The sequence below is a fragment of the Lysinibacillus sp. NPDC056232 genome (assembly GCF_042267565.1).
In the GTDB taxonomy this organism is placed as follows: domain Bacteria; phylum Bacillota; class Bacilli; order Bacillales_A; family Planococcaceae; genus Lysinibacillus.
Map to the genome: position 1 here is coordinate 1 of NZ_JBHJTF010000038.1, position 26999 is coordinate 26999.

General features: G+C 36.1%; 28 protein-coding genes and 1 other RNA gene. 14 read left to right on the forward strand and 15 right to left on the reverse strand.

Annotated elements, in window-relative coordinates; all coding sequences use genetic code 11:
* Positions 1-193: 193 nt before the first annotated feature.
* From ACFCYJ_RS21735 to ACFCYJ_RS21750, 4 genes are all read left to right on the forward strand, one after another.
* Positions 194-1072 (forward strand): LysR family transcriptional regulator, encoded by an 879-nt coding sequence (locus tag ACFCYJ_RS21735; RefSeq protein WP_376076920.1) that lies wholly within the window; start codon positions 194-196, stop codon positions 1070-1072.
* 107 nt (positions 1073-1179) lie between these two features.
* Positions 1180-1887, forward strand: a complete 708-nt coding sequence (locus ACFCYJ_RS21740) for a CoA transferase subunit A (RefSeq protein ID WP_376076921.1) — start codon at positions 1180-1182, stop codon at positions 1885-1887.
* Positions 1888-2553 carry a 3-oxoacid CoA-transferase subunit B gene (locus tag ACFCYJ_RS21745; protein WP_376076924.1) on the forward strand — a complete coding sequence of 222 codons (666 nt, stop codon included), beginning with the start codon at positions 1888-1890 and terminating at the stop codon, positions 2551-2553.
* A 406-nt stretch (positions 2554-2959) separates the two neighbouring features.
* On the forward strand, positions 2960-3373 hold the full coding sequence (locus ACFCYJ_RS21750; RefSeq protein WP_376076926.1) for a VOC family protein: 414 nt from the start codon (positions 2960-2962) through the stop codon (positions 3371-3373).
* A gap of 181 nt (positions 3374-3554) precedes the next feature.
* On the opposite strand, the gene ACFCYJ_RS21755 is transcribed toward ACFCYJ_RS21750, so the two are convergent.
* Complete coding sequence (locus ACFCYJ_RS21755; RefSeq protein ID WP_376076929.1) at positions 3555-4010, reverse strand: hypothetical protein; 456 nt, start codon at positions 4008-4010, stop codon at positions 3555-3557.
* Positions 4011-4307: 297 nt separating this feature from the next.
* The gene (locus ACFCYJ_RS21760) at positions 4308-5438 is read right to left on the reverse strand and encodes a CamS family sex pheromone protein (protein WP_376076931.1); all 1131 of its coding nucleotides are present in this window, start codon (positions 5436-5438) and stop codon (positions 4308-4310) included.
* 238 nt (positions 5439-5676) lie between these two features.
* Between ACFCYJ_RS21760 and ACFCYJ_RS21765 the strand changes: the two genes are divergently transcribed.
* A complete protein-coding gene (locus tag ACFCYJ_RS21765) occupies positions 5677-6270 on the forward strand; it encodes a tetratricopeptide repeat protein (protein WP_376076934.1) in 594 nt (197 codons plus the stop codon).
* A gap of 390 nt (positions 6271-6660) precedes the next feature.
* Positions 6661-7842 (forward strand): NupC/NupG family nucleoside CNT transporter, encoded by a 1182-nt coding sequence (locus tag ACFCYJ_RS21770; protein WP_376076935.1) that lies wholly within the window; start codon positions 6661-6663, stop codon positions 7840-7842.
* Between the two features lie 124 nt (positions 7843-7966).
* On the opposite strand, the gene ACFCYJ_RS21775 is transcribed toward ACFCYJ_RS21770, so the two are convergent.
* Positions 7967-8209 carry a DUF3923 family protein gene (locus ACFCYJ_RS21775; RefSeq protein WP_376076938.1) on the reverse strand — a complete coding sequence of 81 codons (243 nt, stop codon included), beginning with the start codon at positions 8207-8209 and terminating at the stop codon, positions 7967-7969.
* A gap of 358 nt (positions 8210-8567) precedes the next feature.
* Positions 8568-8760: non-coding RNA, 6S RNA (gene ssrS / locus ACFCYJ_RS21780), on the reverse strand.
* Between the two features lie 247 nt (positions 8761-9007).
* On the opposite strand from ssrS, the gene ACFCYJ_RS21785 reads away from it, so the two are divergent.
* A complete protein-coding gene (locus ACFCYJ_RS21785; protein WP_376076941.1) occupies positions 9008-9346 on the forward strand; it encodes a zinc ribbon domain-containing protein YjdM in 339 nt (112 codons plus the stop codon).
* A gap of 128 nt (positions 9347-9474) precedes the next feature.
* On the opposite strand, the gene ACFCYJ_RS21790 is transcribed toward ACFCYJ_RS21785, so the two are convergent.
* The 3 genes from ACFCYJ_RS21790 to ACFCYJ_RS21800 form a co-directional block, all read right to left on the reverse strand.
* Positions 9475-9987 carry a zf-HC2 domain-containing protein gene (locus ACFCYJ_RS21790; RefSeq protein WP_376076943.1) on the reverse strand — a complete coding sequence of 171 codons (513 nt, stop codon included), beginning with the start codon at positions 9985-9987 and terminating at the stop codon, positions 9475-9477.
* Between the two features lie 392 nt (positions 9988-10379).
* Positions 10380-11018 carry a YfbR-like 5'-deoxynucleotidase gene (locus tag ACFCYJ_RS21795; protein WP_132363732.1) on the reverse strand — a complete coding sequence of 213 codons (639 nt, stop codon included), beginning with the start codon at positions 11016-11018 and terminating at the stop codon, positions 10380-10382.
* A 362-nt stretch (positions 11019-11380) separates the two neighbouring features.
* The gene (locus ACFCYJ_RS21800) at positions 11381-11965 is read right to left on the reverse strand and encodes a DUF4352 domain-containing protein (protein ID WP_376076945.1); all 585 of its coding nucleotides are present in this window, start codon (positions 11963-11965) and stop codon (positions 11381-11383) included.
* 299 nt (positions 11966-12264) lie between these two features.
* Here ACFCYJ_RS21800 and ACFCYJ_RS21805 point away from each other — a divergent pair, with 299 nt between their 5' ends.
* Positions 12265-12705, forward strand: a complete 441-nt coding sequence (locus ACFCYJ_RS21805) for a hypothetical protein (RefSeq protein ID WP_376076948.1) — start codon at positions 12265-12267, stop codon at positions 12703-12705.
* Between the two features lie 55 nt (positions 12706-12760).
* Here ACFCYJ_RS21805 and ACFCYJ_RS21810 read toward each other — a convergent pair whose 3' ends face one another.
* The 4 genes from ACFCYJ_RS21810 to ACFCYJ_RS21825 all read right to left on the reverse strand — a co-directional run bounded on the left by ACFCYJ_RS21810 (position 12761) and on the right by ACFCYJ_RS21825 (position 17138).
* Positions 12761-14605, reverse strand: a complete 1845-nt coding sequence (locus tag ACFCYJ_RS21810) for an FtsX-like permease family protein (RefSeq protein WP_376076951.1) — start codon at positions 14603-14605, stop codon at positions 12761-12763.
* Positions 14595-15356 (reverse strand): ABC transporter ATP-binding protein, encoded by a 762-nt coding sequence (locus ACFCYJ_RS21815; protein WP_376076953.1) that lies wholly within the window; start codon positions 15354-15356, stop codon positions 14595-14597. The genes ACFCYJ_RS21810 and ACFCYJ_RS21815 overlap by 11 nt, the downstream gene beginning before the upstream one ends.
* Positions 15357-15471: 115 nt before the next feature.
* Entirely contained in the window at positions 15472-16452 is a 981-nt protein-coding gene (locus ACFCYJ_RS21820; RefSeq protein ID WP_376076955.1) for a sensor histidine kinase, read from the reverse strand.
* Positions 16449-17138, reverse strand: a complete 690-nt coding sequence (locus tag ACFCYJ_RS21825; RefSeq protein WP_376076958.1) for a response regulator — start codon at positions 17136-17138, stop codon at positions 16449-16451. The genes ACFCYJ_RS21820 and ACFCYJ_RS21825 overlap by 4 nt, the downstream gene beginning before the upstream one ends.
* A gap of 68 nt (positions 17139-17206) precedes the next feature.
* Here ACFCYJ_RS21825 and ACFCYJ_RS21830 point away from each other — a divergent pair, with 68 nt between their 5' ends.
* Complete coding sequence (locus tag ACFCYJ_RS21830; RefSeq protein WP_376076961.1) at positions 17207-17539, forward strand: hypothetical protein; 333 nt, start codon at positions 17207-17209, stop codon at positions 17537-17539.
* 106 nt (positions 17540-17645) lie between these two features.
* Here ACFCYJ_RS21830 and ACFCYJ_RS21835 read toward each other — a convergent pair whose 3' ends face one another.
* Positions 17646-20675 carry a hybrid sensor histidine kinase/response regulator gene (locus ACFCYJ_RS21835; RefSeq protein ID WP_376076963.1) on the reverse strand — a complete coding sequence of 1010 codons (3030 nt, stop codon included), beginning with the start codon at positions 20673-20675 and terminating at the stop codon, positions 17646-17648.
* A 340-nt stretch (positions 20676-21015) separates the two neighbouring features.
* On the opposite strand from ACFCYJ_RS21835, the gene ACFCYJ_RS21840 reads away from it, so the two are divergent.
* Positions 21016-22038, forward strand: coding sequence for a GGDEF domain-containing protein (locus tag ACFCYJ_RS21840; RefSeq protein ID WP_376076966.1), 1023 nt, complete (start codon positions 21016-21018; stop codon positions 22036-22038).
* A gap of 30 nt (positions 22039-22068) precedes the next feature.
* Here ACFCYJ_RS21840 and ACFCYJ_RS21845 read toward each other — a convergent pair whose 3' ends face one another.
* Positions 22069-22293 carry a hypothetical protein gene (locus ACFCYJ_RS21845; RefSeq protein ID WP_376076969.1) on the reverse strand — a complete coding sequence of 75 codons (225 nt, stop codon included), beginning with the start codon at positions 22291-22293 and terminating at the stop codon, positions 22069-22071.
* A 26-nt stretch (positions 22294-22319) separates the two neighbouring features.
* Between ACFCYJ_RS21845 and ACFCYJ_RS21850 the strand changes: the two genes are divergently transcribed.
* A complete protein-coding gene (locus tag ACFCYJ_RS21850) occupies positions 22320-22466 on the forward strand; it encodes a hypothetical protein (protein ID WP_376076971.1) in 147 nt (48 codons plus the stop codon).
* A gap of 66 nt (positions 22467-22532) precedes the next feature.
* Here ACFCYJ_RS21850 and ACFCYJ_RS21855 read toward each other — a convergent pair whose 3' ends face one another.
* Both ACFCYJ_RS21855 and ACFCYJ_RS21860 read right to left on the reverse strand, forming a co-directional pair.
* Positions 22533-23663 (reverse strand): response regulator, encoded by a 1131-nt coding sequence (locus ACFCYJ_RS21855; RefSeq protein ID WP_376076974.1) that lies wholly within the window; start codon positions 23661-23663, stop codon positions 22533-22535.
* A gap of 141 nt (positions 23664-23804) precedes the next feature.
* A complete protein-coding gene (locus ACFCYJ_RS21860; RefSeq protein WP_376076976.1) occupies positions 23805-23987 on the reverse strand; it encodes a putative motility protein in 183 nt (60 codons plus the stop codon).
* A 272-nt stretch (positions 23988-24259) separates the two neighbouring features.
* Between ACFCYJ_RS21860 and ACFCYJ_RS21865 the strand changes: the two genes are divergently transcribed.
* From ACFCYJ_RS21865 to ACFCYJ_RS21875, 3 genes are all read left to right on the forward strand, one after another.
* Positions 24260-25054, forward strand: coding sequence for a LysM peptidoglycan-binding and 3D domain-containing protein (locus ACFCYJ_RS21865; RefSeq protein WP_376076978.1), 795 nt, complete (start codon positions 24260-24262; stop codon positions 25052-25054).
* Positions 25055-25241: 187 nt separating this feature from the next.
* Positions 25242-25793, forward strand: a complete 552-nt coding sequence (locus ACFCYJ_RS21870; protein ID WP_376076981.1) for a superoxide dismutase family protein — start codon at positions 25242-25244, stop codon at positions 25791-25793.
* Between the two features lie 205 nt (positions 25794-25998).
* Positions 25999-26976, forward strand: coding sequence for an S-layer homology domain-containing protein (locus ACFCYJ_RS21875; RefSeq protein ID WP_376076984.1), 978 nt, complete (start codon positions 25999-26001; stop codon positions 26974-26976).
* The last annotated feature ends 23 nt before the right edge of the window (positions 26977-26999 follow it).

Sequence of the window (26999 nt, forward strand, 5' to 3'; positions counted from 1 at the left end):
AGCGACAGCAACAAATGTTTTAACTGTGCGAAAGCGAAGCGACAGCAACAAATGTTTTCTGTAGCGAAAGCAAAGCGGCAGCTACAAAGCGCCCAGTCGGAACGGAAATTAACCACACGTTATGGTGATATCCGCTAAATGGTATTTTTGCAATATTTTTTATGCCAAATTAGAATAAATAGGGGGTATCTATATGGAGTTGCGAGATTTAAAAGCTTTTATGACCGTTGTTGAACATGGGAGTTTTACAAAGGCCGCTAGTGAATCCTTTGTGTCACAGCCTTCATTAAGCAAAAGCATTAAAAAGTTAGAGAATGCTCTTCATGTAGAGTTATTAAATCGATCTACACGCAATGTAGAATTAACAGACGCAGGTAGTATCGTCTATAAACAAGGTCAAAAAATAATACGTTCTGTCCACGATTTACATATATTATTAGATGATTTATCGAACATCGAAACAGGTACGATTAAATTAGGGATTCCGCCGTTAATTGGCACACTATTTTTTCCTGACATTGCTCGAAAGTTTCATAAGCAATATCCAAAGGTGCATTTAGAGCTTGTGGAACGAGGAGCTAAAACGATCGGAACGTTAGTAGAAAATGGTGATGTTGATATGGGAATTGTCGTTATACCTACAGATGAAAGGAAATTTTCTGTCCAATCATTTGTGGAAGACCAATTTTTTGTCTTTATTAATGAGTCCCATCCATTGGCTCAGCAAGAACATATTTTATTACAAGATTTGAAAAATGAAACATTCATTATCTTTACGGAGGAATTCACACTGCATGATTATGTTATTAAATCATGTAAAAGCGTAGGATTTACACCAATAATCGGCTATAAAAGCTCACAATGGGATTTAATAGTGGAGCTAGTATCCTCGAATTTAGGGGTGACACTTTTACCATATTCCATTGCCGCAAAGCAGACAAATAAAAATGTCAAAATTATACCGTTACTTAACTTTGACATGCCATGGCGTTTAGGTGTTATTACGAAGAAAAATACTTATCAATCTTTTGCATTAAAGCAGCTACTCCATACAATACGTTCTGAAAATTGATTTATGCACTTTTAGAATAAATAGTATTCTAATTAATTCCTTTACTTATAAAACGATAGTAAGGTAGAATTTTTCTTAATAAACGAGAAATTTTAGGGGGTTTCGATATGGAGAAGGGGAAAGTGTGGAATTCGTTTGAGGAGGCCATTGCTGATATTAAAGATGGGGATACGTTAGCAGTAGGGGGCTTCGGGCTATGTGGTATCCCTGAAAAATCAATTGCAGCGCTAGTCCAAAGGGGAACAAAGGATTTAACAGTTGTAAGCAATAACTGCGGTGTGGATGATTGGGGTTTAGGGCTTTTATTAGCAAATAAACAAATAAAGAAAATGGTCGCATCCTATGTAGGTGAAAATAAAATTTTTGAGCAGCAATTTTTAAGTGGGGAGCTTGAAGTAGAATTGACACCACAAGGTACGTTGGCAGAGTGTATGCGAGCTGGCGGAGCTGGGATTCCAGGTTTTTACACAGCTACTGGAGTTGGAACACCCATTGCTGAGGGAAAAGAAGTAAAGGTTTTTGATGGCAAGGAATATATTTTAGAAAAAGGTATTGTCGCAGATTTTGCACTTGTCAAAGCATGGAAGGCGGACAAGCTAGGAAATTTAGTTTTCAGAAAAACATCACGTAATTTTAATCCACTAGCTGCAATGGCTGGAAAAATTACGATTGCAGAAGTAGAAGAAATTGTTGAGGTTGGAGAGCTAGACCCAGATCATATTCATACACCTGGAGTGTTCGTGCAGCGCGTTTTACTAGGTGGCAATTATGAGAAACGTATTGAGCGTTTGACGGTAAAAAAGGGGGATGCGTAAATGGCTGATACAAGACAAAGAATAGTAAATAGAGCAGTAAAAGAAATACAAAATGGTATGAACGTTAATTTAGGTATTGGTATCCCGACGCTAGTAGCTAATGCAATTCCATCTGACTATGACGTCCTTTTACAATCAGAAAACGGACTTCTTGGCATTGGTCCATACCCAGCAGAAGACGCGGTCGATCCTGATTTAATTAATGCAGGTAAAGAAACAGTCACTGCGGTTCCGGGTGCCTCTTTCTTTGACAGTGCCGAATCATTTGCCATGATTCGCGGAGGTCATATCGATCTTGCTATTTTAGGTGGCATGGAAGTATCTGAAACGGGTGACCTTGCGAACTGGATGATTCCGGGGAAAATGGTGAAAGGTATGGGAGGCGCCATGGACCTTGTAGTCGGGGCGAAAAGAGTAGTTGTCGTGATGGAGCATGTCAATAAAAATGGTGAGTCAAAAATAAAAAAACAATGTGAGCTGCCGTTAACCGGAAAGGGCGTTGTGAATAGATTAATTACAGATTTGGCTATTTTCGATTTTACGGAGGAAGGGATGCAGCTTATAGAATTAGCAGAGGGTGTCACGTTAGAGGAAGTAAAAGAGCAGACAGCTGCTTCCTTTAGTATTGCTTTAACTTCTTTCAGCAAAAGTCTCCCACCTCTATAGAGGGTGAGATGAATGCAGATTTAAGCTACTTTTCAGCGGGTTTCCAAACACCCACTGAAATAGGGGAACTCAGGCTAAGAACTTCACATCCTGTGAAAACGCCTGAGTGACCAACTTCGTGTTGTCCTAAAGCCTCCGGCGGATGTCACTGAATCGGAAAGGAGCACAAAGCCGATTCCAGACGCAATTATGCCGAGGCATAATTGATCATCAACATAAATTAAATGAAACCAGTTCTTTTGATAGAGCTGGTTATTTTTTGTTAGGAGTATCAATTACTTGGGCGGTATTGTAGCTTCGCGGTATTTCTGAAGAGCATGAAGATTGATTGTTATTTTTCAGACTATTGGCTGTTCTCTAGCTCTGTTTTGCCATTATACAATGATGGAAAAGGAGAAAATGAACTATGAGACAACGATGGTCAGATGAATTACAGGTGGCACAGGTACGTGTAGCGAGACCGACTGATAAAATAAAGGAAATTGAGAAATTTTATTGCGAAGGCGTAGGGTTAGAAAAAATCGGCTCTTTTTCAGGACATCGAGGCTTCACTGGCATCATGATTGGTCTTCCGAATGCGAGCTATCATTTAGAATTTATAGAGCACATTGACGGAAGTCCTTGCCCAGCACCAACAAAGGATAATTTGCTCGTACTGTATATTCCAAATCGTTCAACTATACAGCGTATTGCTGAACGATTATTGCAAATGGGCTACCCTGAGGTAGAGCCAGAAAATCAATATTGGGCTGAAAAAGGCGTCACAATTGAAGATCCTGATGGCTGGCGTCTTGTATTAATGAACACGGAGGGTATTTAAATAAGTAGGCTCGTATTTTCAATACCCTGCGCGGTATGTAGTTGCAACTTATAACGTTGAAAGAAAGAAAAGGTGCTCGGCAGTAAATATATTTCAAAAACTTTTTTTGTTTGAAACAATTGTAAATGAAAAAAGATACCCACACATTATACACGTAGGGGTATCTTGTCGTTAAAACGCTCTATTGTCCTAAAGAAGCATCTTGATGATAATGAGTAGCAATTGATTCGATATCTAGCTGTGTATAGTTCGCCCAATTAACCTTTCTAAAGTCTTCCTCACTAAAGTAAATATTTAATAGCTCTGTCATAGATTTGTCCCCGTTAGATTTCGTTAACGGAGCATACCAACTAATGGCTGGAGTTTTAACACTTTGAAGCTTAGACAGCTCTGCAAATAGTTTAGTGGAATCCTTTAACATTTGACTTTTCATACCTTTTTTTACATCAGTATCCTGTATAGAGATTGATACGATACCATTCTTTTCTTCCACCGTGAATTTATTTTTAACGATAGCTCCTACTATATCTTCAATGGAAGTATTTTTATCGACGGCAACTTCCTTTGGAGCAGTATTCTTCCCGCAAGCTGATAATAAAAGTGTGGCTAGTAAAAATAAATAAAATAACTTCTTCAATGTAATAACCTCCCTTGTTACTACCATATATGCGCAAAATGGAGGTGAATTATACAAAAAGAAGGAAGGTAGTAAAAAAATCAATTATGCCCCGGCATAATTGCGTCCGGAATCGGCTTTGTGCTTAGGCCTGCACGAGGGCCGACACGATGTCGGTCATTTCGGTGATGCCACAGGACGTGGCGTTTTTACCGATGCAGGTCAGTTAGCCGTTATCGCATGGATGCGATGATTTTAGGCTAACATCCCCTAAGAACTCCTTTCCGATTTCCGTGACACCCGCTAAAAGAAGTTAAATTACAATGGAGTTACATAAATCTGTTTTTCCGTTGGATCCCAGAGGACAACCCCAACATCTTGGTTTTGATCTATAATACGAATAGTAATAGGAATATAATCAAATAAAATAGTATTCAATTTAGTACTAGCCAACTGTAAAAGACCAATCAGTTCAGTATCATTTATTAAAGGTGCATGAACATCTATTTTTAAATCGATTAAATTCCCGTTTTCATATCGAAGGTTACCAATTATTTTAGGATTTAAATGTTTAAAACCTTCTTGAATATCTTCTTTGAAAATTAATAATTTATCATATGTATCTTTGTCTAAACTATTAAGTGAATCGGAAGGGAATGTATAAGTTTTTATATCGATCGCATTCCATTTATCTATTGTAACCTCTCCTTCAGGAATAAATGTTTCCGCTAAAAATATTCCTGGAATGATATCATTTTTATTGGATTCTTGATATAAAGTTAAAAAAATAGGGACATTTGGTATTTTGTTATTATTTCTTATATTTTTTATTATAGCTTCGGCTATTTCTTTACCGTAATTTTCTACGTCATTAACATTATCTGCGTTCGTATCGACTTTAACTTGATCTATATAAGTTAAGCCTTTATCATCCTGTACTCTAATGTCATAAAACTCATTTAAGGATACGGCTAAAGACAGTCCTTCTACTTTTCCGTTTTCTTTGTTAACAAAATTGTGTTCTAAGACATGAGATAATATTTTAGGATTATTTTTTTCATCCTCTAAAACATCTCCAGTACTTTTTTCTATAGGTGGGTTTAAACCAAAACCTTCTTTTGATTTTCTATCTAACCATTTATTTATAATTTTACCATCTAAATATTGACCTTCCTGCATATAAAACTTCTTAGTAGGAAAGTGATTGACTGATAAATCCATTAATCCTTTTTCAATTTCACTGACGTTTAATGAATTGTTCATATTACTAAGTATTAACCCCCTGGAAACATTAGATTTTGCAGGTTGTTTAATTTCATATATTTCTTTTTGTTGAATGGATGATGCATATATTTTCTCATCATTTTTATTAACTTGATGATCATCACTACAAGAAGCTAGAAGAAGTAGTGGTGATACAAAAAACAACATACTCTTCTTTATATTCATTTTGTACATACTCCTTACCAATTCAAATTAACGTTATGTTACATAGTTGTGCTTCTTTATATATCCCTGGTATTTTCAATGTTTACCTTTATATCCCTATTTTAAGTGAGATACTGGTAAAAGTATATAAAAACAGATAACTGATATTAGCTATCCACCTTACACAATTTAATAATGTACATGAACTATCGGTTTAGCTTGCTATTGAAGATCAGAAAAATAATTGGAGGCATTGAAAATGAACCTTTCAGAGTTCAAAAACTATCTTTTGACCATAAGTGAAATAATTTATTTTGATAGCAATGAGTACCTTCGTGAAAAAACTTCTAATCCGTTTAGATTAAAAAAAATGATAGACATTGCTGAAAATTTACTTGCAAATACAACGAGTGAGGATGAGAAATATTTTCTAATGGGAACGCTGGGGAACTTATATAGATTTTACGGAGAACCTCAAAAAGCTGTTAACATTTTAACAGAATGCGTTACTATTGCCAGCAATCAGAACGACAGCAATCGAGAAATCGTGTCATTAATACGCCTAGGAGAGGCCATTAAATATAACGATAATCCAATGAAAGCATTGGAAATCTTCAATGAAGTTTTAGATAAATGTAAGGCAAATGATAATTTGTTTTATGTGGACTTTGCCATGCAACATAAAGGAAAGTGCTTGTTAGAATTAGGGAGAATGGCAGAGGCGGAAAAATGCTTGAAAGAAGCATTGGAGTTAAGGGAACTTAAAGGTGATGTATCGCTTATTGAATCTACCCAACAAGCATTGAATTTTATAAAGAATTGGAATGCTAAATACTTTACTGAAAAGCCGTAAAAAGAACACATATTTTTATGTAAAATAAATTGAAGGATTTATGAGTGATAATTTATCTTTATAAGTTCATTTAATCAGTATAATTTGAATAAAGTTTTCCAAAACCTGTAGTAAACGGAGACCATCATTTATGATGGCCTTTTTTTAAACGATAATCTTGTAAGCGTATACACTTTTCGCAGAGTTTTTTTCTTCTAACTATTGAATTGCTAGTGAAAACAATGTATAGTGAAGTGATTTGTCTGACGTCTGACCGTCTACATATTTTCAGTTTTAAGATCTATAGCTGTTATTCAAGTTTCAATAATGGAACATAATGAGTGAAAGAAGGATTTGTAGTTTCGGATATCGAACGCGCAAAAATTATCAATATTAGTTATGGAGGAACTCATGAGATACTTAATATCCATTTGTGGATTGCTACTTGTTTTTGGTTTAGCTCTGTTAATGAGTAAAAACAAAAAAGAAATAAAATATAAAAACATACTTATTATGTTGATCATCCAATTTTTATTTGCAGCATTACTGCTAAATACAAAGTTTGGTTATGTTCTAATCAAAGGATTTACAAATGTATTTGATCATTTATTGTCTTACGCAAGTACGGGCATAACTTTTGTTTTTGGTGGTTTAGCGAATGAAGGGGAGTATTCCTTCTTCTTAAATGTGTTATTACCAATTGTATTTATATCTGCATTGATAGGGATCTTACAGCACTTTAAAATTCTTCCTTTCGTCATGAAGTGGATAGGTTTACTTTTAAGTAAAGTAAATGGCATGGGGAAATTGGAATCATATAATGCTGTTGCTTCTGCAATGGTAGGTCAATCTGAAGTATTCATTACTGTAAAAAAACAATTAGATAAAATTAGTCCACAGCGAATGTACACATTATGCGCATCTGCAATGTCGACCGTTTCTATGTCAGTTGTTGGTGCATATATGACGATGATTGAACCAAAATATGTTGTAACGGCGATTGTGTTGAACTTGTTTGGCGGATTTATTATTGTTTCGATCATTAATCCGTATACAGTAGAAGAAAGCGAAGATATTTTAAAAATTGAAGATGAGCATAAGCAATCTTTCTTCCAAATGCTTGGAGAATATATCATGGATGGCTTTAAAGTAGCCATCATTGTTGGAGCTATGCTGATCGGTTTCGTAGCATTAATGGATTTAATCAATTCACTATTTGATATGATTTTGGGTGTATCCTTCCAAGATATTTTAGGTTATATTTTTGCACCAATAGCTTTCCTAATGGGTATACCGTGGGCAGATGCTATTACAGCCGGAGGAATTATGGCAACTAAATTAGTAACGAATGAATTTGTTGCAATGATAAGCCTAGGAGAAGCAGCTAAGTCTATGAGTGCACATACAGTGGCTATTATTTCTGTCTTTCTTGTATCCTTTGCAAACTTTGCATCTATCGGTATTATTGCTGGAGCGGTAAAAGGTTTGAATGAAAGACAAGGGAATATAGTTGCTCGTTTTGGCTTAAAGTTGTTATATGGAGCAACACTCGTTAGTATCTTAACGGCTACAATTGTCGGTTTCGTAATTTAATAAAAGTTGAACTGCACTCCAATGGATAGACATATCTATTGGGGTGCAGTTTTTTTACGATGATTAAAGTAGGGGGTTGCAAAATCCTGGATGGTGAACGGACAGTTTAGTTGAAGAAGTTGAGTTAAGATAGTCTTTTTGTTGAATTATTGGTTGTACCTTTTCTAACAAAATGAATAAAGATGAGGAACATTAGTTGAAATAGTACAACAAATAAAAATACAATACCCAAAATAATGAATGAGACCATTCTAACTTCAGGAGTTTGAACTACCCCTGCATAATCAACTTGTCTTACTCCAATAAATATTGCCCCAGCAGTAAAAATGAATAGCCATACAATGTTTAAGGCCCACCATATTTTCATACCCAAAATAAATATCTCCTTTCTATTCTAGAGTCGCGCAAGAACGAAGATTAATAAGCAATCTAAAATCAATCCGCTGTTAATAAAAGTTATCCCGACTTTTGTTGATAAATCATAATACTCCGATTAATATTTTGCCTTTAATGGTGTAATTGTAACACTTTTCCTTTTTTACAGGAAACAAACTTTAGGCGGTGTTATCTCTCAGCCTTAAGACTGATTTCTTATAATTCAAAAATAAATGACTAATTAAATGAACAAAAAAAGATAACCAATATCAGCTCATGTTGATAAAAAAAATCACCCTTCAATAATGAAGGGTGATTCGTTCAAAAGCCTTGTGGCTGTATGATTAAATTAAAAAGCCGCGTATGCCGTAGTTATTATAGAAAGTTTTAAACCACCACTCCTCAAAGTGGGTGTTCGCAGAAGCTTTCCTGCTTATCCTCATGCACCATGGTGTGAGGCCCGTCATTCCAACTCCAATAATAAAACTCCCTTTTACAGCTTAAAGGTTAAAACTTAATATTGTACGAACAATGCAGCCTTTAAAGATATAATAAGGCATGTTAAATAAACTTGCAAGTAAGATGGTTTGTACAAAAAAGTCAATGGGCAAGTGTCCCAATTCATACATTTCCAGAATGAAATATCTCCGGAAGCTTGAAACAGATTCATACATTATTCACAAAAGCGAACAAAAAATACGAACAACCTTTACTTAGTAGGACTTAGTATGTAAGATAAAGGAGCATATATAGGGTTTACCTAGAAAATAAGTATAAGGAGGAAGCGGAAATGGCAGCTTATCCAAATTGTCCGAAATGTAATTCTGAATACACATATGAGGATGGAACAAACTTTGTATGTCCAGAATGTGCACATGAGTGGAGCACTAATGGAACGGAGCAGGAGGCAGATACGCTAATCGTAAAGGATGCTAATGGCAATCTACTTGCGGACGGCGATTCTGTTACAGTTATTAAGGATTTAAAAGTTAAAGGTAGTTCTTCAACATTAAAAATTGGGACAAAGGTGAAAAGCATTCGTCTCGTTGAAGGCGATCACAATATTGATTGTAAAATCGATGGCTTTGGTGCAATGAAATTAAAGTCAGAGTTCGTTAAAAAAGCATAATTACTGTAAAAAGAGTCGTGATATGAAGCGTTCCAAATTGGAGGCTATCAAAATCGACTCTTTTTTTATTTGGATATTGGAAGTTGGCTCAGATACTTGGAGACAACTTCCTTCTGCAAGGTGGAACATTATTTTGTAAACCTACGAAATAAAATAGCGAAAGCAGCACCAAATAGTGCAAAAATAGTATGTAAAAGTGCTATGTAGCAAGCGCCAATCAACAGTGTACCAATTTCTGCGAACGTGTAGTTGATGACATAGAGTTGGTTATTTATATTGTTAATAATGGCCCATACGAAAACGGGTACAGAGCTGATGGCAAAAACAATCCAAATATTTTTGTAAAAGAAATAAGTAAGACAGCCAAAAATCGCGTATGATACAGCAAAGCTCGTTTGATTGCCAAGTAGGGAAGAGTTAATGGCAAACATAAAGGATAGTACGATAAAAACAAGGTGGAAAAATGTTACCGTTCTTTTCATTAGTAAATGATAGCCTAGTGTTTGCTTTGAAGTAGCAAGTTGCTGGCAATGCTCACAATTAGCTAAATGGTGTTCGACAAATTGTATAGTAGTTGCTTGGAGCGCTTGTTTCTTATACAAAGGTAATAAATCCTCTACAATTGAACATTCTTGTGACAAAGGCTTCCCTCCAATCGGTCTCCTTCCATTATACGACTTTTTAACTTCTTTCAGCAGATGAATGCGGGTTTAAGTTAATTTTCAGCGGGTGTCCAAACATCCGCTGAAATAAAGGAACTCAGTCTAAGAACGCCACGTCCTGTGGCAACGACTGAGTGACCAACTTCGTGTTGGCCCAATGCCTCCGGCGGATGTCACGGAATCGGAAAGGAATTCACATAGGATGTTAGCCTAAAATCATCGCATCCATGCGATAACGGCTAACTGACCTGCATCACGCAGGCCTAGGCACAAAGCCGATTCCAGACGCAATTATGCCAAGGCATAATTGATGAAAATAAAAAAAGCCTTCCGCGAGTTCATTCGTTCGGAAAACTTGTACATGCACCTTATTAATTTGATGTTAACACTTCATTCGTCAAAGCTTGAATATCAATATGCGTTTTTTCCTTCACAGCATCCTTCAGAATCTCAGTACGGAAATAGTGAACCGACGCTTCAAGAGGAATAGTTAAAATCTTGGAAAGGGCTGATTGATACATATGCACAAATTCTTTATCTGTGTTTCCACGTTTTAACTCAGCAAAGGCTTCATAAAATTGGTCAAGCTTATCAGCAAACTCAAGTAGGCGACCCTCTATAGTTTTATCCTTACCTTCTTTCATGCGCTCAAAGAAGACAGCCTGAAACTCTTGTGGAATCTCATCAATAATAAATTTCTCCATCATTTTCTCTTCCACATGTGCCAGCATTTGTTTAAGCTCAGGGCTCGCATGCTTTACTGGTGTTTTAATATCGCCGATAAATACTTCAGCAAAGTCGTGATTGATGGTTTTTTCATATAATGATTTCCAATTAATCGTAGCTCCATTCATTTCCTCAAGTGTGGCAAAGAACATCGCATACTGTGATACCTTCCAAGAGTGAGCAGCCACATTGTGCTCTTCAAATTTGAAGCGTCCAGGGCAACGAATAATACGCTCTAGGTCATTAAGACTTGTAAAAAATTGATGAATACCTATAAAAATCACTCCTTTTTGTTCTATATGTGCATGTTACTATAATATGTTTCGGTGTGTCTAGGGATACAAATTTACAATTGCCTAAAACAGTATTAAGGGTATCACCAAGCAGGTTTGCTACTATTGTCATGTGACAAATTGCTCGCATAACATCATTGTGTCTAGGTTATGCTTTTCGGTATTGCTTTAAATGTGGTGAATAGTCATATTTTTCACTTCTTTAATATATTGTAAAAGGTTTCTTAAATTATCCCCAATAAGAAAGTTTATAAACACAGGGGAAGGAATTACTTTTAAGTCATTTGAACAACTGATCAGGATTCTCATATTTTTTTATAGAAAAAAGCCACTCGTTTGAGTGACTTTAATAATTATTTTAAATTAATTAAACCTGTTTCAGTACCAAAAATACCAGTTTGTACTTGCAGTTGTAAATCAGTTGCTTCTGCTACTTCTGGAGCAAGGTCAAACACAACCTTACCTTTGATCTCCATGTCTGGATTTACTTCCTGTAAGAAGAAGCTATTTTGAATGTTTCCATCATCACCTTGGTTTGCAGACATACTTGCAACACTATCAGATTCGTAAGTTTTTTCACCACGTTTTAATTTAAAGAAGCTTGCATCAATAGTTACAGCTTTATTTCCATTGTTTTTGTAAGTAACGTCTAGCACAACGTATTTTCCACTTGCTTTTTTCGGTAATACAGAAGGTCCTACTTGATCTGCTAATTCTACTCCATTAAGTGTAAAGATTGCATCTCCAACTTCTAATGCTGTACCGATTCCGACAACTTTTTCTTTATCATCTTTCTTTCCAACATCAGTAGAAGCTGGTTGTTTTCCATCTTCTTTATCCTTAGTCGAATTATCACCGCCACCAAGTGCAGCGATAATTACTCCAAGAATGATTAAGGCTATTAATCCACCGCATCCAAATTTGAAAAATTTCTTCATAGTAACTCTCCCTTAATATGTAATATTTGGTTCCTATGAAACTATATCAAATTTACTATAATGTGTCAGCAATAAAATTTATGGAAAATAAAAGTGGTTAATTATGATCGGTCCGCTGTTAAGCTAGTATCTAAAGCTTTATAAGGGTCACAATACTGTATATCCATATTTTGTTAGTGTAAGTTTTAAACAATTTTACAATGATTCAATTTGAGTTTACAAAGGATTCACAATTGCTGATAAAGCACACTTTGTGTAGTGCTATAATGAGGGGGACTATTAAAAGGGGAGTATGCACCATGATTTCAATTTATACACTTCTTCTTTACATACATATTTTAAGTGCTATTCTTTCGATTGGGCCTTTGTTCGTTGTTTTAACAATTGTTAAGAAAATGCGTTCAGCATCTCATGTTGAAATGACACCTTATATTGAGGCATTTAAAGGAGCAATTACGATCGTCAAGCATTCGGGGCATGTTCTTGTCGCATCCGGTATTTTATTAATGTGGCATGCGGGCTATCATTGGAGTACCTCGTGGATTGTTCTTACATTTCTTGTGATGCTTGCCTCCATTGTTTTTTTAGCAAGAGCGTTCAAACCGACTTTACAGACATTTAATACACCAGCCTATGATCAGCAAAAATTTACTTCATTGCTACATCGCAAAGCATGGATGTACATTTTGTTATTGCTAATTATGTTATGGCTAATGGTAGCAAAACCTGTACTTTGGTAAAAAGGGTTTCGCTTATAAAAAAATTCGCACTCCACAAAGGGTGCGAATTTTTTCATTATAGACTAAGCAAGCGTTTGAAATAGCTTTTGCGAATAAATATATAACTAACGAAGAATAGGGCAAAGAAGCATAAAGAGCTCATCATTGAGACTTGTAAAAATGATGTTGAAACCATTGTTCGCATAGCAAATAATGTAGCAAATAACATTGTAGTCGCTATCGTGAATGGTACAAATATAAGGATTGCTAGCTCCTTAGAAACAACAGTGAATAACTCTTTTTTAGATAGTCCAAGTTTTCGTATGCCTACATACTTTTCTTTTTCCTGAAGAAGTGTCGTTTGTAAATAGAAGTAGAGTATACTCATAGCTGCACTTAAGAAAATCAAGCTCAACATAGATCCGATAAAGAACATAACACTTTTTGTAAACATCTCTGCGTCATACAATTCGATTTTTGAAGTTACATAACGTTCCTCATATATATGTGGGAAATCCTCAATAATTTTTTTCGCCAACTCTGTATGTGCCGTCCAATTGTCTAGCTCAAATAAATAGGTTTTGTAGACAGGATATTTGATGCTGTTATAAACTTCATCAGGCACAATAAAATACGTTTGTTGGAAACCGGTTGTTAATAGATTTTTTTCATTTACAGATACAAGCTTAAATTGCTTTAGATAGTTATCATCACTTACATTAGTAATTGGAAATGTTTTACGATTACCAGCAACTGCTATAAATTCATTTGCACCTAAGCTAACCTTTTCATTGTGTAACAAGTTATAATCGGAAGCTGACATATAACCAATACTACGTTCTTCATTTGATTTAAATTCAATAAAATATTTTTGTGAATCCACTGTAGATAATTGTTTTTCAATATTTCCAATATCAGCTTCTACCTTACTTGGATCAGCCTTAGGAGGAGCAATGTACTGAAAACTGTATGGATAATTCGCCTTACTATCTTTTTCAACATTGTAGTAAGAGCTAAATAAAATGCTTGTACTTAAAAACACGCCGCTTAACAAGAGAGTGATTAAAAATAGTATATTTGCATGTGATTTCATTTTTGCATTCAGATTGGAGGCCAGTAACATATTCGGTTGTTTCATATAGGCTGACGATCTCTCAAAAGCCTTTAGGAGGAAGCGCATTCCTTGTGAGATGATTAAATAAATTGTACAAAGAACACTCATGAAAAGCACTACATAGAAAAGAACGCCGAGACTACCTACAATGTCATGTTCTATTTTTATAAAATAGCCCAAACCAATGGAAATCATAGTGCTAATGAATAACAAAAGATAATGTGGTCTTATCGATTTTTCAATAACAGCATCACTTTTTAATAGTTGAATGGACGCTTCTTTATTAATAAATCTTGTCATTATTTTTGAAATCACAACGAATAATACAAGGAATAAACCAATCGTTAGCATGATTGCTTTAATAGGGAAATACATACCGAAAGCTTCTGCGTTTAAAACAACTTTGGCACCCATTAAGAAGAGAGGCGAAATGACAAGCCCAAGAATGATTGCTGTAATAATCGCCAATACACCGATAAGAATATTCTCACGAAAAACGAGCGTACGAATTTGTTTCATGGATGCACCAGTAATCATAAAAATACCTAGTGTTTTTGTTTTCTTCTTTAAAAAGGCCATGATGGAATAGGCGATATAGATAAATGAAAACAAATAGACGAGCAAACTTGCTAACATTAATGCAAGGCCAAGTGTTGAGTCTGGATCTAAACCTGCAAGACTTGGGTGAAACACAATGACTGTAAATAAAAAGAAAATAATGATAGAGAACATACTGCTAAGGAAATACGAAACGTAAGTCCATTTATCACGTAAAATGTTTTGAACAACGATATGATTAAAGCTCATGCTGCCCACCACCTAAAAAAGCAAGTGTGTCCATGATTTCCTGGTAAAATTGTTTGCGATTATGACCGCGATGAATTTCGTTATATAATTTACCATCCTTAATGAAAATAATACGATTGGCGAAGCTTGCTACATAAGGATCATGTGTCACCATTAAAATGGAAGTTTTTAGTTCAGTATGAATAGAACTAAATAAATTCATGACATCATTTACTGCTTTTGAATCGAGATTTCCTGTAGGCTCATCTGCCAGCAATAAACTCGGTTCATGAATAACCGCACGAGCAATAGCTACACGTTGTTTTTGCCCACCAGAAATTTCATAAATTCGTTTTGAAAGAAGCTCGTCAATTCCAAGAAATTGAGATACATGTTGAAGTCGTTGCTGCATTGTATCGGCAGGTAAACTATCTAACGTTAACGGCAATAAAATATTTTCTTTCACCGTTAATGTGTGGACAAGATTAAAATCTTGAAAGACAAAGCCTAATTCTGAACGCCGGAACTTCGCAAGTTCCTCATCATCTAAAGAATAAGGATTTCTACCATTGATAAGAATTTCGCCAGCAGTAGGGCGATCGATTGTTGACACGCTATTTAAAAAAGTAGTTTTCCCACTTCCTGAAGGTCCCATTACGGCTACGAATTCGTTCTCACTAAGCTGGAAATCTATGCCATTCAATGCCTTATATGTGATTTCACCGATATATTCTTTTTGCAAATTGGTCACTTGTAGAATTGAGTTACCCATATTTAACAACTCCCTTACTTCGATTGAATAACTTAAGTATAAAGAAGGGGCAGCAGCTTACCTATTTGGCTTTATGACGTCAATATGACAAAGTTGTCATAATACGAGCTTACAATCATGATTTTTTTACGCTATTTGAAAAGTCTATGGAAAAGGTCGTGACGCGCTCATCAGATTGTATAGTAAAAGGGTGCTCCAATACAGTTAAAATCTTTTTCACCAAATATAAGCCTATACCTGTTGCTTCGCCGCTCGTTCTTCCTTTCGCTCCTGTATAAAATAAATCAAAGACACGTGAAGTTTCACTCTCGGGAATCGTTTCCCCATTGTTTTTAATTTGTAAAGTAGCTTCATCATAAATGATTTGAATAGAGCTTTCAGACTCGCCGTACTTAATGGCGTTATTGATGATTTGATAAAGCACGACTTTTAACCATTTACGATCTGAATAAATAATCGTATTTTCAACAATCGTCACTTTTGGAAAAACTTCTTTGGCGATGAAATAATCCTTTAAATCATTAACAACTTCCTTCATAAGCTCTTTTAATGAAAGTGCTTCTATTTTTAAATCAGCCACAAGATTGGAAGTGCGTTCGTAAGTTAGTAGCTGATTAAGGATAAACGTCAGCTTATCGCATTCCTGATTAATTGTTTGCAAATGCTCGGATTGGCTATTTGCATTCGATTGGATAATCAGTTGAATAACTGACAAAGGTGTTTTCATTTGATGGGCAAAATGTGAAAGCACAAGCTGTTTTTCTTTTCCTTGCTCCTCTAAATGTTGCTGCTGTGTTAAGTATAAATATTGCATTTGTCGTAGTTTTTGGCTGTAGGCCTGCTCCATCATAGCCTGTGGTTCATATAGATGGAGGTCATCGCTAGTTAATGTGTTTTCCTGTAAATGAGCATAGAGCTTTTTTCTGCGATAATAACGTCCAATCAGCCAAATGGTAAATAGGAAGCTAACAAGAAAGATAAAATAAAGATAGTGTGAAGATAAATCATCCAATGAATGAATGATCCAAGGTAATAATAGAAAGCTCACACAATAAAGAATGATTACACTTACATGATCTCGAAAGAAAAGCTTCATTCTTCTGCCTCCACTAATTGATAACCAAGTCCGCGAATTGTTTTAATTTCTAGTCTAGATTGGATCGCCTCGAATTTTTTGCGTAATCGGCCAATATTAACAGATAAAGTGTTTTCTTCAACGAAGGACTCATCATCCCAAATGGCACTTAACAATTTTTGACGAGGAACAACATTAGGATAAGCTTCGAATAGTAATTTGCTAAGCTGCATCTCTTTTAACGTTAACAGGCTCTCATGTTTCTCGGTGTAAAGACGAACGGTATTAGAATTTAATGTTGTATTAGCAAGTGATATCGAATTAGAATCGGAGGAAGCATATTCTCCGTATGTACGACGAATAAGGCCATTCACTTTTGCCATAAGCACATCTAGTGAGAAGGGCTTCGTGATAAAATCATCCGCACCATTTTCAATCCCATGCACTTGATCGATATCATTCACACGCGCAGATACAATGATAATAGGGCATTTGGATAGCTGACGGATTTTGCGCGACCAAAAGTACCCATCATAGGTTGGTAGGTTAATGTCCATAACAACGAGATGGGGTTGAATAGCTTGAAATTCTTCTACTATATGATTAAATTGTTGGACGGTATAGCATTCAAATTGATATTTTGATAAATGCTCCTCCATGATTTTTGAAATATTGATATCGTCCTCTATTATGTAAATTTTGTACATAGTATCGACCTTTCTTTATAGACTATCACTAAAAAAGTGGTTATTTTATTAAAATATATGAAGGTATATTGGTTGATTGGAGTGGAGACTGGGCGACTCCTTGGGGATTAGCGGCTCATCGGACGCCCCCAGAAAGCTTTGCTCTGTGCGAAAGCGAAGCGACAACAACAAATGTTTTATCTGTGCGAAAGCGAAGCGACAGCAACAAATGTTTTATCTGTGCGAAAGCGAAGCGACAGCAACAAATGTTTTATCTGTGCGAAAGCGAAGCGACAGCAACAATTGTTTTATCTGTGCGAAAGCGAAGCGACAGCAACAACAAAGCGCCCAGTCGGAACGGGAATCAACCCCACGTTATGCTGAGTAGCCTTCTTTATTTATATATTTTTAATGTACCCTGATTTTTAGAAATCCATTAATATTCTTCATTGAATATAGTAATTGTAACTTGAAATTATAAAAAAGAGCCACCACCAACCCTATTGGGAAGGTGATGACCTCTTTCATTTATTTTTTAGGAATATGGAAGGTGATAGTTGTGCCTTCATTTAGGGTGCTGTTAATTTGTAACCTCTGTCCGTAAATCCTTTTTAGACGTAAATCCGTATTACGTAGACCTACGCCCGAATTTGGCGAATAGCTACCAGCTTGTAGTCCATCTAATATACTTGAATCTATCCCAACCCCATTATCTATAACACTTACTGCAACATGATTCGGAAAATCTTTTATACGAATACAAATTGTACCTCCTCCTTCTTGTTTCAATACACCGTGACGAATGGCGTTTTCGACTAAAGTTTGTAAGGAGATAGGGGGGATTTCAATATTTATAATGTCATCAATATCCCATTCGATGTTTAGTAAGTCTCCAAAACGTTGCTGATTAATATAGAGATATGACCGTACTAGCTCTAACTCATCCTTAAGTGGCACTACTCGCTGTAAATTTCGCACATCGAAGCTTGCATGTAGATATTCACCGAAATGATGCATTAAGTCAATCATTCGATCTGTATCGATCGTACTAAGTGATGCAATTGTATTTAAAGTATTAAATAAAAAATGCGGCTGTATTTGGGCTTGAAGCCAAGCTGTTTCCAAATGTAGTCGTTGATTGATGCTATATTTTAAATCGATTAAGGCTCTACTCCTGACCTTTAGCTCTAAAGAATTAATAGGCTTCGTAACATAATCATTTGCACCATGGGCGAAACCAGTATAGACATCCTCGGAATAATTACGGGCTGTTAGTAGTAAGACAGGTAATTCAAGCAATGAGTAGTGTTCTCGAATAATTTCGATTAATGCATAGCCAGATATATAAGGTAACATCGCATCAATAATGACTAAATCCCAATCGTCTTGCTGTAGCATTTCTAATACTTTTTCACTGCTAGTAACGGTAGTAACAGCGTATTCTGAAGTTGTAAATAAACTACGCATAATGGTTAAGTTTACAGGATCATCATCGACCATTAAAATTTTAAATTGCTTTTCCACTGTCGCTGATGAATTATGTTCTTCAATAGGAAGATGCATATCCTCTTCCTCTATATAGGATTGCTCCTCATTAAAGTCTTCCTCTGCTAATGGTAAGGTGAAATAGACATCCGATCCTTTGTTAGGAACAGAATGTATTTGCAAAGTTCCACCATGCAATTCGATAAGCTTCTTTGAAATTAATAACCCAAGACCGATTCCATCATTATTGTCATTTCTTTGTTCGTAAGGGGAAAATAGACGACTTTGGATATCGTCATCCATTCCTGACCCAGTATCATGAATATGGATAACAGCCATGTTATTTTCTATATGGGCACTGATTTTTATAGATCCTGCACTCGTATATTTAATGGCATTGTGTAGGAGATTAAAAAGAATTTGAATCAATCGATTTTCATCGGCCACTACATTAGGAAATGCCCTAGGAATCGCTGAATTCATTTGGATCTGTTTGCCACTTGTTATAAAGCGTAACATGTCAAAAATACCATAAACTATACCCTGAATGCTGACGTTCTTTTTATGAAGGTGCAAATTACCCTCCTTTAAACGAGTGAAGTCTAGTATGTCATTTAATGCGAATGACATGCTTCTCCCAATATCAATTAGATGCTTTAGGTTTTGTTTGTCATCAGCCATAAGCTTATTGTTTGGATTATCATAAATGGACTGTCCTAATGTAATCATTTTATTCATGGGATCCCATAGCTTTTGTGAGCTACTGGATAGAAATTCATCCTTTAATGCGTCATCTTTTTGTAATTTAGCAATCAATTGATTAATTTGCGCTTGATTTTCAAAAAAGCGTTTAAACCAATAAGCCGAAAAACCGAGTATGACAAATAGATAATCGAATGGATACATGGGTATATCAAAATCATAGATGGATTTAATATATGCCCATATGATACCGTTCATTGTACCAAGGGCCGTCAATGCAATAAAAGCTGTGCTCTGTTTTTGATTTTCAAGATACTCTCTTAAAGCGAGTACTACTACAAATAAAAATGAAATGACATAAAGTATAAAGTAAAGAGAATTTATTGTGTATAACCAATTAATCGGTAAGACGACAGTGAAAAATGCTGAAAGGGCATAGAAAGCAAAGAGCCACTGAAAGCATTTAGCATGATGATATTTGACTAGTAAAACACGCATAAATTGAACAAAGAAAAATGAAGACCCGAGATAAATGATAGTAGATAGCTTAAATGACCATACATAATCGAGATGTAACCACGTGAGTATAGATTGATCATATGAAATTAATTCATCTGCTAAGGGCAAAAGAAAGCCTACTGTGAACAGTAAAACAATTGGCTTTGGATTAATAAACAAGAACACAAGGGTACTAAAAAGTGTGAACAATAAGAGTGTTATTGAAATTGTAGCAAGAGATAAATCGTTAATCATTTGGTGATGTGCCATAGCTGAAGCAGAGCCAAATAAAATTCTTTTATCAATGGTAGGGCTTATTGATGTATCAAAATTAGATACATGTAAAATTAAGTCAATTTCAGGTTGCTCATTTGTAAAGTAAAGCGTATAAGGAGCGGCTTGGCCTTTATGACTATGTGAATCAGTAGCTACTTTCCCGGATTGTTCAACCAACTTCCCGTTAATATATAATGCTGAAGCAGTTGACACTGCAGGGATTCGAACGGCAAAACGATTATCTTTCGGAGCATTGTGATTGAGTAATATTTTTAAACGGTATGAGCCATATCGTTGTGTCGTTGCATCTGAATCTCGCATGGGAATCGTTCGGGTAGTTTGTTCAAATGATTGGGTATTAATGTTTAAGGGATCTATTAATGATCCGGGATAGTAGAGCCATTCACCATCTAAGTTAAGAACTTCTTCGTCGGATAGCTGCTGATCCCGTATATCAAATATACCTTCCTGGGCAATCGGTTGTTCACTGGAAGGAAGAAAATATGCTAGCCATAGTAAACGAAGTGTAGTAAGAACTATAAAAATTAAAATAATGAAAAGTGAATGTCGTATAGTCGCTTTTTTTAAGAGTGACATAAGAACCTCCAAAATTTTCTTCTTGTAATAAAAGAACTATATTTACCATGCCATGAAATTTAGCAAATGGGAATAAGAAATTTTTAAAAATAATACTTTCAGACTAATCAGAAAGAATGGGGGAGCCGATTTCCGTTACAGGTTACTGCTTTCCTGAGGTGAGTAGCGTGAGATTTGAGACCCCTTTTACTGTGCAGTCCAGTACATATTTTGAGGGAGAATCATTAGTGTTTAAGTTTTTTTTAAGAGGCGTGACGTATGATGAAGGAATAAATAATTTGCGGGTTAAAGCGTATAAAAATTGAACAAAAAATCATCTCAATGGGAGAAATGATCTATTGTGGGTAAATTCAAGTTAAAGTTATCGTTTGTTATTGTTAGTATGACGGTAATTGTTGTACTTGCGACTTCTAGTATTAGTATTTGGAGTAGCTATCGAAATTTTAACGACATTCTTATGCAAAATAAGATTGCCATGCAGGAAAATTATGTGAAGGAAGTTTCGGTAATCACGGAGAACTACGTACAAGAAAAACTGATGGAACCAAATCAAGATAAGTCGATTGAACCTTATATGGTGCAAGTGGTTAACAAGTTACTTGATGAAAGAGTTGTTTCATTTAGCGCGTTCATAAAAAGTATAATCGTTCCTTTACTATTATGGATAGTCGTAGTACTTGTATTAGCTGTATGGCTTGCTTTCAAAATTGCACGACCTTTAAAAAAGCTTTTTACTAGCGTGGAGAGAGAAGAAATACAGAAGCTTGAAGAAATGGATGATTGGTATTACGAAGCACATTCGTTAAAAAAAGTAGTACAAAACATGTTCATAAGTTCGGAAAGCAAAGTAGTTGATTTAACGAATCAACTGAATTTAGACTCCTTAACGGGAATTCCTAACCGTAGAAGGATGGATCAAATTTTAAATGAGCTAATCATCAATAAAGTCCCACATACAATAGTGTTAATAGATCTAGATGATTTTAAAAGTATAAATGATACCTATGGACATACTGTAGGGGATGAAGTTTTAAAAGCTTTCGCAAATCATATGCAGGAGAACATTGAGGAACAGGGAATGTGTTTTCGATATGGTGGGGAAGAGTTTATGGTAATATTGCCATCCACGACAATAGATATAGCTTTAGAATTAGCGGAGAATGTACGCATGAAGCAGGCCTTGTTAGATACGGCATGTGGAAGGCCAGTGACAATGTCTGCTGGTATTACAGCATTTACAGCAAATATTAAGACTGCTAATCAGATCATTACAATTGCAGATCAGGCGTTATATAAGGCGAAGCAGTCAGGAAGGAATTGTATCTGTGTCGTCGAAGAACTATCTGAAAAAATAATCAAATGAATATCGTATTGTATTCAAGTTCAAAAATTTTTAATTAATATTAAATGAAGGTCTGGATTGGATGGTAACGTAAATAACATTTGTTAAAACGTATGCTATGTATATAAGTTGATTGGAGTGGAGACTGGGCGACTCCTTCGTGACCAACATCGGTGCCGCTGCCGCTTCGCTTTCGTGCAAAAAACATCGTGCTGCTGTCGCTACGTTAGCACTACGCTTTCGCGCAAAAAACATCTGTTGGCACAAGCGGCTCATCGGACGCCCCTAGGAAGCTTTGCTCTGTGCGAAAGCGAAGCGACAGCAACAATTGTTTTATCTGTGCGAAAGCGAAGCGACAGCAACAAATGTTTTATCTGTGCGAAAGCGTAGCGACAGCAACAACAAAGCGCCCAGTCGGAACGGAAATCAACCCCACGCTATGGTGGTAAGAACGTTGATTTCCATGACTGGCTGAATGAATACAAAGGCATCGAGAGTTATCTTCTCGATGCCTTTTATAGATTAACAGATATAGCATTAAACAGCTCGGTTGTTTCCTGCTCTGGTAAAATACCGAGATCCGCTATCAAGATACTTTTAAAGGTATTGTAAACCTTTACTGCACCTGCTCGATGATCAACTTCTATATAGTGCCTCATTAGCTGTTGGATGGTTTTATCGGAATATGGGTTATGTTCTACTGTTAAAAGTAATATATGCTCTCGTTTTTTTACATCATGTATTGCTGTATAGTGCTCTACTAAATCATGAAGTAAAAGAGTAAATTTGTTGTTCATAAAATTTGCTTTACTAGTAATCCAGGGATAATCTAATGAGGCCATAAATTCACCTTGGTAGTTTTGTATGAGCGCCTCAGCACTTTCCACATCAATCTTTCCGGTCTCCGTTTTACCATTTAAAATACGCTCTAAGTCATGAGCATCACATTGAAACTCCTCTAATTGCAAAATATAGCAGCCATTTGTATACTGTATGACTTCTGAATAGCCTAATACGGAAAGCGTAGTGCGCAGATAGGAAACTGTTGTATGTAACTGCACTCTGGCCTTTTTACATTCTGTATCTGCCCATAAAGCTTCGATGATTGTATCACGAAGCACATGGCTATTAAAATTGGAAAAAAGAAAGGCAAATAATTCTTTTGTTTTAAGCGTTCTCCAATGGACTGCTTTGTCATTATGTAAAACAACGAATCCTCCAAAGCATTGTATCGTAAGTGCAGGTTTATTTCGTCTTTCTATAGGATTCGGTTTATTTTCTAGGTGAAGGAGTTCTTGGATTCTATTAATAGTTGTCTCTAGACGAGTTTTTGAAATAGGCTTTAATAAATAGTCAAGGGAGTGAATTTCAAATGCTTGTACAGCATAGTCCCGATAAGCAGTGACAAATACGATATAAATATTTTTGTTCCATTCTTTTAAAAGCTGTGCAACCTCTAAACCGTTCATGCCGGGCATTTCAACATCTAAAAATGCTACTTGGAAATCCAAGCTTGGCCCCACTGCAAGCAAATCTTTTACAGTAGTAAAAGATCTAATGACCTCTATTGAACTAAATTCCTTTAACTTTTTCTCCATGTTTATCAGAGCTAATGGCTCATCATCCATTACGATCGCTCGAATCAAAAAGGGCACCAACTCTCCAATGTTTATTAACCTGATATCAATTATGCCACTGCATAATTGCGTTCGGAATCGTCTTTGTGTTTGCACAAAGCGAGGCTTTAACTCTTGCTGAAAGAAGTTAAAAAGATACAGTGAAGTGGGTTAAATTGAAATATCAATGACTGACCCTTTATACGGATGTATGGCCGCTTGCTGCTGTGGTAGATCGTTTAATAGTTCGACAGCTGCTGCAGTATTTAGATTGAGCGCATTTTGCATAACACTCATTTGCACAGTTTGTTGTAGCTCCATCATCTGAGAAGACATTATTGTATTAATTTCCAACCTACATTCCTCCTTTACCATATTATCGGATAAAAATACTGATTTTCCAACATATAAAGATTGCAAATAGAGTTCTAATATTTCTTCCATAAAATTGAATGGATTTCCAAAAATATATCCATTCTTGTATATTTTTCCGAATTTATAGCAATAATTCGTAATATCAGGTCTGTTGACGTGAATTATGGATTGCATTCTCTAGCATTAAGAGCCTAACTCTAGCGTGCTAGCAGCAGACTGCAAAATAATAAAAAATATGGAGGTTACAAAATATGAAAAAACAAGCTTTAGCTTTAGCCGTAACATTGACCTTGGGATTAAGTTTATTTGCCAGTCCGTCATCTGCAAAGGAAAACTTCACTTTTAAGCCATTCGACGCATTATGGGGAATCTCGAAAATTTACAATTTATCTTTAGAAGATTATGAGCCAATTATCGACTCAGACGCGAGATGGTTATATCCAGAGCAAAGTTTAAATATAGTCGAAGCGAAAAATGATAATTCGCCGAAAGACCAACACTTTGTTGAGGCCGGAGATACTTTATTTACAATTGCACGTGTAAATGATGTATCAGTGGAAGAATTAAAGGAATGGAATAACCTTGCATCGGATTTAATTTATGTAGGTGAATCCTTAGCTATCAAAGCATCAGCGGCAAAACCTAAAACGTCCGAAAGCAAACCTAAAACGGTAGCAACGACATCAAGTAAAAAGAAAGTAACAACATCTAATACAACATCTAGCACAACCGCAGTGAGTGCTCCAACAAATTCGGGCAAAACATTAACAATGCGAGCAACAGCCTATACAGCGTATTGTCCAGGATGTTCCGGGATTACTGCGAATGGAACAGATATAAGATCTAATCCAAACTTAAAGGTCATTGCTGTAGACCCACGTGTAATACCTCTTGGTACTAGGGTTTGGGTTGAAGGTTATGGGGAAGCAATCGCAGCAGATACTGGCGGAGCGATAAAAGGCAATAAAATTGACGTATTTATTCCTACCGAAGGACAAGCTCGGCAGTGGGGTGTCAAAAACGTAACTGTAAAAATTTTAAATTAATGAAATTAAAAGGATGTCTCTTTTGGATTAGAGATATCCTTTTAGTTTGCATTGTTTTTAAGCGTCAATGGCCATTGAAGGGGATTTTGTAAAATTTCCTCCTTAACCAATAATCCACAAAATTCTCATTGAAATTGCATAAGTGAAAAGATTGTTGGCAACCATCAGAAATAGAGGAGGTATTTTTATGAAAAAAATGAGCTTAATCATGATTGCTTTATTAGTATTTGTCGGTGGTTGTGGTTTCTTTGAAAAGAAGGAGCAAAAAGTGGCAGTTAACGCAAATTCAGGACCAACTGCAACCGCGAAAGTAATTGGTAAAAATAATGAAAGCTATGGCAATGCATATTTTGAAGAAGAGGATAATGGGGTTAAGATGACACTCGCACTATCAGGGGTGCCAGCCGGAACACATGGCATTCATATTCATTCGGTTGGGAAGTGTGAACCACCAACATTTGAATCAGCAGGTCCTCATTTTAATCCAACGAGTAAAGAGCATGGAAAGCTTAATCCTAAGGGATATCATTTAGGAGATCTTCCAAATTTAGAAGTTGGAGAAGATGGAAAAGTGGATTTGAATTTCTTAGCTGAAGGGCTAACATTAGAAAAAGATGCTGCCAATTCATTGTTACGTGATGGAGGCACTACATTAATCATTCATGAATCTGAGGATGATTATAAAACAGATCCTTCCGGTAATTCTGGTGCTAGAATTGCTTGTGGCATTATTCAATAAGGAAAATAGATCGACTGTATCTGAAGTAAATCACTTTAGATACAGTTTTTTTGTTTTGGGGGTAAAAATCGGCAACAAATGATTATTGTCCCGAGATCATTCATTTTTGATTCAAGGAGGATATTTGTTAAAACGTATGTTTTGTATACAAGTTGATTAGAGTGGAGGCTGGGCGACTTCTAGGGGGCTCATCGGACGCCCCCAGATGGAACGGAAACCAACCTCACGTTATGGTGAATTTCTATTGCAAGTAAAACAAAAGTGTACCATCACTAACCCTAAGGTCATGAACGACCTCGTGAAAACCCCAGCCACTCCAGTGAAAGAAGGCTATCAATTTGTTGATTGGTATAAGGATGCAGAGCTTAACAATGCATGGGACTTTGCGAAAGATAAAGTAATAGCAGACATATCGTTGTATGCGAAATGGCAGAAGGATAGTTATATTGTCACTTTTGATTCAAATGGAGGCAGTAAAACCCCTCCGCAAACAGTGCCATATAAAGCTTTAGTGAAAGCCCCTTCTAATCCAAAGAAGGAAGGCTACTTGTTTATCGGCTGGTATAAAAATAAAGAATTCACAAAAGCATGGGATTTTGCAAAAGATGTCGTCACAGAAGACGTAACATTATATGCTCGATGGATGAAGGATAGTAAGCGCTGTGACATTACTTTCAAGGATATTGATCATGGCTGGGCACAAGATATGATTAAAGAAGTTGCCAAGCGATGCATTATTATAGGCTACCCAGACGGCACTTTCCGACCAAATGATATGATTCAACGTCAACACGTAGTGCTTATGATTGATCGTGCATTACAACCAGCACCAATTCGAGAGGCTGTAGCCTTTTCGGATGTCCCTAAAAGCCATGTGAATTATGAACAAATTACACGACTACAACGAGCGGGTATCGTGGATGGTTCAAATGGAGCATTTCGACCAAACGCTTCTATAACACGTGCCGAAATGGCAAAAGTGATCGTGCTTGCTTTTGGTTTAACGCCAGAGGGCAATAGTACATTCAAGGATATCGATCCATCACACTGGGCAAGTGAATATATTGCCGCTTTAGCAGACCATAACATTGCCCTAGGCGATGAAGATGGTAATTTTAGACCAAATGAAAACTTAACACGTGCAGAATTTACGGCGATTATGTACCGAGCACTTGGTTTATAAAAGATGCTTTTGGTTTTTTATCT